The sequence below is a fragment of the Planomonospora antibiotica genome, from assembly GCF_014647955.1.
GTDB lineage: Bacteria > Actinomycetota > Actinomycetes > Streptosporangiales > Streptosporangiaceae > Planomonospora > Planomonospora parontospora.
Window position 1 is genome coordinate 1 of sequence record NZ_BMQE01000093.1, and the last position, 9,904, is coordinate 9,904.

Genomic DNA, 9,904 nt, shown 5'->3' on the forward strand with positions numbered 1-9,904 from the left:
GCCACCAACGCCACCTGAGCGAACTCCGTCCGCCCCAGCACCTCCGCCGCGCCCCCACCCTCGTGCTCGTGCTCGCCCTGGCCCTGGCCCTGGCCCTGGTCCTCGGCGAACATCAGCTCCCGCAACGACCGGCCCAGCTCGACGTCCGCCACCGCGCACACCGCGTCCAACGCCTGCGCGAACACCGGGAACGCCGCATACAACTCCCGGCCCATCCCCGCCCGCTGCGCCCCCTGACCCGAGAACAGAAACCCCGTCCCACCACCGCGGACGGCCTCGGCCACCGCTGCGCTCCCGTCGGCCAACGCGGCCAGACCCGCCAGCGCCTCCGCCCGGTCGGCGGCCACCACCACCGCACGCCGTTCGAACGCCGCCCGCGTGCTCACCAGCGACAGACCGACATCGGCCAGACCCGCCTCCGGACGCGCCTCCACATGCGCGGCCAGCCGCCCGGCCTGCGCCCGCAACGCCTCCACGCTCTTACCGGACACCACCAACGGCACCATCGGCAGGTCCACTTGTCCGGCCGGCTCCACGGCCTTGGCCGCGGGAGGCTCCTCGATGATCACGTGGGCGTTGGTGCCGCTCAGCCCGAACGACGACACGCCCGCCCGGCGCGGGTGACCGTTCTGCGCCCACTCCCGGGCCTCGGTCAGCAGCTCCACCCGGCCTTCCGACCAGTCGACCTGCGAGGTCGGCGCGTCCACGTGCAGCGTCTTCGGCATCAGCCCGTGCCGCATCGCCATGACCAGCTTGATGATTCCCGCGGCGCCGGCGGCGGCCTGCGTGTGGCCCATGTTCGACTTGATCGAGCCCAGCCAGAGCGGCCGGTCCTCCGGCCGGTCCTGGCCGTAGGTCGCCAGCAGCGCCTGAGCCTCGATCGGGTCGCCGAGCGTCGTGCCCGTGCCGTGCGCCTCCACCACGTCGATGTCCGAGGGGGTGAGCCGGGCGTTGGCCAGGGCCTGCTGGATCACCCGCTGCTGGGACGGGCCGTTCGGCGCGGTCAGCCCGTTGGAGGCGCCGTCCTGGTTGATCGCCGTACCCCGCACGATCGCCAGCACCGGATGGCCGTTGCGGCGCGCGTCCGACAGCCGCTCCACCAGGAGCATGCCGACGCCCTCGCCCCAGCTGGTGCCGTCCGTGGAGTCCGCGAAGGACTTCGCCCTGCCGTCGGGGGCCAGACCGCGCTGCCGGCTGAACTCGACGAACACCTCCGGCGTAGCCATGACCGCCACACCGCCGGCCAGCGCCAGCGAGCACTCCCCCGACCGCAGCGCCTGCGCCGCCAGGTGCAGCGCCACCAGCGACGACGAGCACGCCGTGTCGATCGATGCCGACGGCCCCTCCAGACCGAACACGTAGGAGATGCGGCCCGACGCGATCGCACCCGTGCTGCTGTTGGCCGCGTAGTCGTGGTACATCATCCCGGCGAACACGCCGGTCCGGCTGCCCTTCAGCGACGCCGGGTCGATGCCCGCCCGCTCGATCGCCTCCCATGACGTCTCCAGCAGCAACCGCTGCTGCGGATCCATGACGAGGGCCTCGTTCGGGCTGATCCCGAAGAACGCGGGATCGAACTCCGCCGCGCCGTGGAGGAAACCGCCCTCCCGCGTGTACGTCGTGTCCGGCCGCTCTCCGGTGGGGTCGTAGATCCGCTCGACGTCCCATCCCCTGTTGTCGGGGAACTCCGAGATGGCGTCCGTCCCCTCGGCCACCAGCCGCCACAGGTCGTCCGGCGACTCCACCCCGCCCGGATACCGGCACGCCATCCCCACGATCGCGATGGGCTCGTCGGTGAGGGCGGTGGTCGCCGCGACCGCTGCCGGCTTCCCGTCGTCATCCGACATGAGGTCCAGGAGGTGGTCCACCAGGACGGCCGGTGCCGGGTGGTCGAACACCAGCGTGGGGGACAAGCGGAGCCCGGTGGCCGCGTTGAGCCGGTTGCGGAACTCGACTGCGGTGAGCGAGTCGAAGCCCAGCTCCTGGAACGCCCGGTCGGGCTCGACCGCTTCCGGGCCGGCGTGCCCCAGGACTCCTGCGACGTGCGTGAGCACCAGGTTCAGCAGCGTCTTGGGCCACTCCTCCTGAGGAAGCGCGGCAAGCCTCCCGCGCAGAGCGGTGGAGTCGGCTCTGCCCGCCACACTACGGCGACGGCTCACCGGGACGAGGACACGGAACATCCGGGGAAGGCCGTCGCTCAGCGTGCGCAACGTGATGAGGTCCAGGTTCACGGGCACCAGTGCCGGTCCGCCCACATTCTGCGCCGCGTCGAGCAGGGCGAGTCCTTCGTCCACGGCCAGAGGGATCACGCCGCCTTGGGAGGTACGCGGCCGACCCGTCCGCTTCAACGCGTCGTCCATCCCGCCACCGGCCCACAGACCCCACGCCAGCGACTGCGCCGCCAACCCCCGCGCCCGCCGATACGCCGCCAGCCCGTCCAGGAACGCGTTCGCCGCCGCGTAGTTGCCCTGACCGGCGCTGCCCAGCGTCCCGGAGGCGGAGGAGAACAGCACGAACGCCGACAGGTCCAGCTCCGCCGTCAGCTCGTGCAGGTACCACGCCGCGTCCGCCTTCGGCCGCAGCACGGTGTCGATCCGCTCCGGCGTCAGGGCCGCCACGACCCCGTCGTCCAGCACCCCGGCCGCATGCACCACCCCGCGCAGCGGATGCGCCGCCGGAACACCGGCCAGCAGATCCGCCAGCGCCTGCCGGTCGGCCACGTCACACGCCGCCACCGTCACCCGCGCCCCCAGCGCGGTCAGCTCGGCGGCCAGCTCCACCGCGCCCGGCGCCTCCAGGCCCCGCCGGCTGGTCAGCACCAGCTGCCGCACCCCGTGCTCGGTCACCAGGTGCCGCGCCACCAGCGCACCCAGACCACCCGTGCCACCGGTCACCAGCACCGTGCCCGACGTATCCCACACCGCACCCGGCTCCGCCTCACCGGCCGGGTCCCCCGGCGTGTCCGAGAAGGTCAGGGCAGGCACCCGTACCAGGCGCGCCACCCGCGGCTCACCACCCCGGATCACCGCCTCCGGCTCACCCGAGCCGATCACGGCACCCAGCGCCTCGGCCGACCCGGTCGCGTCATCGGTGTCGACCAGCACGAACCGGCCGGGGTTCTCCGCCTGCGCCGCCCGCACCAGCCCCCACACCGGAGCCAGCCGCACGTCCACGTCCTCACCCGGCAGCGCCACCGCACCCCAGGTCACCACCACCAGGCGGGAGTCCGCGAACCGCTCCTCGGCCAGCCACGCCTGCACCACCCCCAGCACCTCGGCGGTAGCCGACCGCACCGCCCCGGGAACATCCGCCCCGGACGCATCCGGCACGTCCGTCCCGGGCACCGGGCACTCGAACACCACCGCCTCGGGCACCTCGGCGCCCTCCGGCAGCGCACCCCACCGCCCCCACGACACCGAACCGGCGAAGGGAGCGGCAGGGGCCTGGGCCCACTCCACCCGGAACAGCGAATCGTGGAACGTCGAGCGAGCCTCTGCCAGCTGCTCCATGGCGACCGGTCGCAGGGCGAGGGAGTCGACGGACATCACCGGTGCACCGGCACCGTCCGCCACCGTGAGGCTGACGGTTCCCGGTCCGACCGGCACCAGCCGCACCCTCGCGGCGACGGCACCTGTGGCATGCAGCGTCACACCCGTCCATGCGAACGGGAGAACGGCCTGGTCTCCGAGCGAGTCGGTGAACGTGGACGCGTGGAGGCAGGCGTCCAGGAGGGCGGGGTGCACGCCGAAACGCCCCGCTTCGGAACGTCCCTGCTCCGAAAGACCGATCTCGGCGAACACCTCGTCGCCTGACTTCCACGCCGCCGTCAGCCCCCGGAAGAGCGGTCCGTAAGCGAGCCCGGACTCCGCGAACTGCTCGTACAGCGTCTCCAGCGATATGGGCGTCGCCTCGGCCGGCGGCCATTGGGACAGTCCCGTCCCCTCGTTCGCCGGTCCGCCGACGAGAACGCCGGTCGCGTTACGCGTCCAGAGCAGGTCCGCAGCAGGGTTGTGGTCACGGGAGTAGATGTTCAGCGTCCTGGCACCGGTCTCGTCGGGGGCGCCGACCACGACCTGCACCTGCACCCCGCCGCGCTCCGGCAGCACCAGCGGCGCCTCCAGCGTCAGCTCCTCGACCGTGCCGCACCCCACCTGGTCACCGGCCCGGATCGCCAGCTCCACGAACCCCGTCCCCGGAAACAGCACCACCCCGCCCACCACGTGATCGGCCAACCACGACTGCACCCCCACCGACAACCGGCCCGTCAGCACCACCCCACCGGTATCGGCCAACGCCACCGCCGCCCCCAGCAGCGGATGATCCGCCGCCGACAGACCCGCCGCACTCACATCCCCCGCCCCCGCACGCGCCCGCAACCAGAACCGCTGCCGCTGGAAGGCATAGGTCGGCAACTCCACCCGCCGCGCACCCGACCCGGAGAAGTACCGCGCCCACTCCACGGCCACGCCATGCGCATACGCCCGCCCCAGGCCGGCCAGCAGCGCCTCGGCCTCGCCCCGGCCCCGCCGCTGCAGCCCCACCACCGCAGAATCCGCAGAACCCGTACCGCTCGCACCGTCCGCGCCATCCGCGCCATCCGCAGGATCCGTGGTCAGGGTCTGTACGGCCAGCGCGGTCAGCACCGCATCCGGACCCACCTCCACCCACCGCGACACACCCAGATCGGCCCGCGCCGCATCCACCGCGTCGGCGAACCGCACCGACCGCCGCACATGCTCCACCCAATACTCCGCCGACCCCCACTCCCCGGCCACCGGCGCACCCGTCACCGTCGACACCGCCACCGGCCCCGACGCCTCGCGGTAGGTCACCGACTCGGCCACCCGCCGGAACCTCTCCAGCACCGGCTCCATCAACGGCGAATGGAACGCATGCGACACCCGCAACCGCGAGCTGCGCCGACCCCCCGGCAGACCCGCCAGCACCGCCTCCACCGCCGCCTCCACCCCGGAGACCACCACCGAGGACGGACCGTTGACCGCCGCGACCCCCACCCCATCGGTCAGTAGCGGCACCACCTCGGCCTCGGCGGCCTGCACCGCCACCATCACCCCACCCGCCGGCAGCGCCTGCATCAACCGCCCACGCGCCACCACCAACCGCACCACATCCGCCAGATCCAGCACCCCGGCCACATGCGCCGCCGCCAGCTCCCCCACCGAATGCCCCACCACCACATCCGGCCGAACACCCCACGACTCCAGCAACCGGAACAACGCCACCTCGAACGCCACCAACGCCACCTGAGCGAACTCCGTCCGCCCCAGCATCTCCGCCGCGTCCCCGCCCTCGTCTTCGCCCTGGTCCTCGGCGAACATCAGCTCCCGCAACGACCGGCCCAGCTCGACGTCCGCCACCGCGCACACCGCGTCCAACGCCTGCGCGAACACCGGGAACGCCGCATACAACTCCCGGCCCATCCCCGCCCGCTGCGCCCCCTGACCCGAGAACAGAAACCCTGTCTTCCCGCCACGCATCTCCCCGACAGGACCGTCCCCGGCCAGCTCCCGCAACCCGGCCAGCGCACCCTCCCGGTCGGCGGCCGTCACCACCGCACGCCGTTCGAACGCCGCCCGCGTGCTCACCAGCGACAGCCCGACATCGGCCAGACCCGCCTCCGGACGATCCGCCAGATGCTCCGCCAGCCGCCCGGCCTGCGCCCGCAACGCCTCCGCACTGCGACCCGACACCACCAACGGCACCACCGGAACCGCAACACCCTCGGGCACGGGCGACGTCTCGACGTCCGGAGAGGACCCCTCCTCGGCCGCGGGAGGCTCCTCGATGATCACGTGCGCGTTCGTGCCGCTCAATCCGAACGACGACACGCCCGCCCGGCGCGGATGGCCGTTCTTCGCCCATTCGCGGGCCTCGGTCAGCAGCTCCACCCGGCCCGCCGACCAGTCCACATGGGTCGACGGCTCCTCGGCGTGCAGCGTCCTGGGCAGCAGCCCGTGCCGCATCGCCTGCACCATCTTGATGATGCCGCCGACGCCCGCGGCGGCCTGGGCGTGCCCGATGTTGGACTTGATCGAGCCCAGCCAGAGCGGCCGGTCCTCCGGCCGGTCCTGGCCGTAGGTCGCCAGCAGCGCCTGCGCCTCGATCGGGTCACCGAGCATCGTGCCCGTGCCGTGGCCCTCCACCGCGTCCACCTGCGCGGCAGGCACACGGGCGTTGGCCAGCGCCTGCCGGATCACCCTCTGCTGCGACAGGCCGTTCGGCGCCGTCAGCCCGTTGGAGGCACCGTCGGAATTGACCGCCGAACCCCGCACAATCGCCAGCACCGGATGCCCGTGGCGGCGCGCGTCCGACAGCCGCTCCACCAGCAGCACGCCCGCGCCCTCGGCCCAGCCGGTGCCGTCCGCGGCATCGGAGAACGCCTTGCACCGGCCGTCGGGGGCCAGACCGCGCTGCCTGCTGAAGGCGACGAACGGCGCCGGCGTCGACATCACCATCACACCGCCGGCCAGCGCGAGGGTGCACTCCCGCTGACGCAGCGCCTGGACCGCGAGGTGCAGCGCCACCAGCGACGACGAGCACGCCGTGTCCACCGACACCGACGGCCCCTCCAGGCCCAGCGTGTAGGACACGCGACCGGAGATCACCGCCGCCGCACTCGCGGTGCTCATGTACGCTTCGGCGACCTCCGGAGCGGCGTCCAGCAGGTCCTCGTAGTCCTGGATGCCCGAGCCGGCGAAGACGCCCACCTGCTCACCGCGGACGGATCGGGGGTCGATGCCCGCCCGCTCGAACGCCTCCCAGCAGACCTCCAGCATGAGGCGCTGCTGCGGGTCGGTGGCGAGTGCCTCCCGAGGGCTGATCTCGAAGAAGTCGGCGTCGAAGTCACCGGGTCCGTGGATGAAACCGCCCTCCCGGACGTAGCTCCCTCCGTCGTGCTCGGAGTCCGGGGCGACGAGCCGGTCGATGTCCCAGCCGCGGTCGGTCGGGAACTCCGAGACGGCGTCCACCCCGTCCGCCACGAGCCGCCACAGGTCCTCCGGCGACTCCACCCCGCCCGGATAGCGGCAGGCCATGCCCACGATCGCGATCGGCTCCAGGTCCTCGCTCTCCACCTCACGCAGGCGCTGGCGGGTCTGGTGCAGGTCCGCGGTGACCTTCTTCAGGTATTCAAGGAGCTTTTCGTCGTTCGCCATGGAAGCTCACGAGTCCTTTCGTGCCGAAGGCTTTGTCCCGCGCCTGGTCAGGCCAGGCCCAGTTCGGTGTCGATGAAGGTGAAGATGTCGTCGGCCGTGGCGGCCTCTAGTCGGCTGCTGACGTCGGCGCCGGAGTCTCCGGCGAGGTTCTCGTTCAGCTTGGTGATCAGCGCCTGGAGTCTGCCGATGATCCGGGTGCTCTCGATCTCCTCGGGGAGGAGATCGGCTGCGGTCTCCTCCAGCTGGTCCAGCCGGGTGAGTACGGGACGGGCCTGGACACCGCCGCAGAGTTCCGATCTGAGGTACTCGGCGAGCGCGGTGGGCGTCGTGTGGTCGAAGACCATGGTGCTGGGCAGGTTCTTCCCGGTGGCCGCGTTCAGGCGGGTCCGGAGGTCGACCGCCGCGACGGAGTCGAAGCCGAGATCGTCGAAGGCACGGCCGGCGTCCACCTCAGCGGGGTCGTCGTAACCGAGCAGTGCCGCCACGTGCGTCCGCACCAGATCCAGCAGCTCGCGGCTCTGCTCGACCTCCGGTAGGGAGGCCAGACGGGTGACCAGCGAGGTCGCGTCCGCCGTCTCGCCGCCTCCGTTCATGGCCTCCCGCGCGTCGAGCAGGTCGTCCAGGAGCGGACGGGGACGGGCGAGCGTGTAGGTGGGAGTGAACCGCGGCCAGTCGAAGTCCGCGACGACCAGGTGGCCCTCGTCATGGACGGCCGGCTGTCCCAGGACGTCGGCCGCCGCCGCGGCGGGCATGGCGGGCGCTCCGATCCGCTTCATGAGCGCGCCGAGCTCCTCGTCCACCATCCCGGCGTCCCACGAGCCCCAGGCGATCGAGGTGGCGCGCAGTCCCCGCGCCCTACGTCGGTGGGCGAGCCCGTCCAGGAACGCGTTCGCGCCGGCGTAGGCGGCCTGGCCCGCGCTGCCCCACACCGCGGCTCCGGAGGAGAACAGCACGAACGCGGACAGATCCCGGTCGGCGAGCAGTTCGTCCAGATGCGTCGCGCCGAGGATCTTCGCCTTCCCGACCTGGGCGAACTCGTCGATCGTCAGCTCGGAGGGCGGTGCGATCCGCTGGGCCGTACCGGCCGCGTGCACGACCCCGGTCAGCGGGAACTCCTCGGGCACCGTACGGAGCAACGCCGCGAGTGCGTCCCGGTCGGCGACGTCGCAGGCCGCGATCGTGATCCGGGTGCCCCGAGCGGTCAGTTCCTCCACCAGCTCGGCCGCACCCGGCGCCTTCATTCCCCGGCGGCTGGTGAGGAGCAGGTGCTCCGCGCCGTTGCCGGCCAGCATCCGTGCCACGTGAACGCCGACGCCGCCGGTTCCCCCCGTGATCAGGACCGTTCCCTCGGGGCGCCAGGAAGCCGCAGGGCGGTCTCCGGCCGGAGCCCTGACCATACGGCGGGCGAAGCATCCGTCCTCCCTGATCGCGAGCTGGTCCTCGCCGTCCGCCGCGGAGAGCGCGTCGCACAGCCGGAGCGCCGCCCGCTCGTCCGGTCCGGCGGGGAGATCGACCAGCCCGCCCCAGGTCCCGGGGAGGTCCAGCGCGAGCCCCGCGCCCAGCCCCCACACCGCCGTCTGACCGGGGCTCACCGAGGCGGCTTCACGACCGGCGGGTTCACCCTCCCGGTCGACGGCGACCGCTCCGGAGGTGACGCACCACAGGGGGGCGGTGATCCCGGCGTCCTCCAGGCTCTGGACCAGGGTGACCGTGCCCGCGTAGCCGTACGACAGCTGCGGGTGGACCAGGTGCGGCCGGTCGTCGAGCGCGAGAAGGGACAGGACTCCCGCGACGTCCTCCCCCGAGGCCGCCGAGGCGAGCCGTCCGCCGAGCTCCGCCCGGTCCGCGCGGGCCGCCTTGACGGTCACGACCTTCGCCCCGCGCTGGGCGAGAGCACCCAGAACGATCGGAAGCAGCCCTGTGCCGCCGAACGCCTCGGGGACGACGACGAGCCAGGTTCCGTCGAGTGCGCGGGACCGCCGATCCGCGATCGGCCGCCAGATGACGCGGTACCGCCACGAATCCGCGACGGCGTGTTCGCGGTGGCGCCGCCGCCATGCCGCCAGCGCGGGCACGACCTCGCCGAGTACGGAGACGTCGACGTCCAGCCGCGAGGCCAGGGCGGAGAGGTCCTCCTGCTCCATGACATCCCAGAAGCCGCTCATCGGATCGTCGTTCCGGGGAGGCGTGCTGTCCGCCCAGTACGGCTTGCGCTGGAAGGCGTAGGTGGGCAGCTCCACCCGGCGCGCACCCGACCCGGAGAAGTACCGCGCCCAGTCCACGGCCACGCCGTGCGCGTACGCCCGCCCCAGGCCGGTCAGCAGCGCCTCGACCTCGTCCCGGCCCCGCCGCTGCAACCCCACCGCCTGCACGGCACCGGCACCGGCGGCGGCCACAGAGTCCGCACCGCCTGCGGGGTCCTCGGCCAGGGTCTGTACGGCCAGCGCGGTCAGCACCGCGTCCGGACCCACCTCCACCCACCGCGACACACCCAGACCCCGCGCCGCGTCCACCGCGTCGGCGAACCGCACCGACCGCCGCACATGCTCCACCCAGTACTCCGCCGACCCCCACCCCGCAACCGAACCCGCACCGGACCCCGACACCGAAGCCCCGGAAGTCCCGGAAACCGCGGAAGTCGCGGAAGTCGCGGAAGTCGCGGAAGTCCCGGAACCGGGCAGGGAACCCCCGGAATCCGCAGAGCCCGATATGGAAGCCCCGACCATCGG

At 72.8% G+C, this 9,904-nt stretch carries 2 protein-coding genes; both read right to left on the bottom strand.

Annotation, left to right across the window (positions count from 1 at the left end; genetic code table 11):
* Nucleotides 1–7,175, bottom strand: a 7,175-nt coding sequence (locus IEZ06_RS34990; protein WP_189240962.1) for a type I polyketide synthase, incomplete at its 3' end; no start/stop codon positions are given.
* A 47-nt stretch (nucleotides 7,176–7,222) separates the two neighbouring features.
* Complete coding sequence (locus IEZ06_RS34995) at nucleotides 7,223–9,727, bottom strand: type I polyketide synthase (RefSeq protein ID WP_189240963.1); 2,505 nt, start codon at nucleotides 9,725–9,727, stop codon at nucleotides 7,223–7,225.
* Nucleotides 9,728–9,904 lie beyond the last annotated feature (177 nt).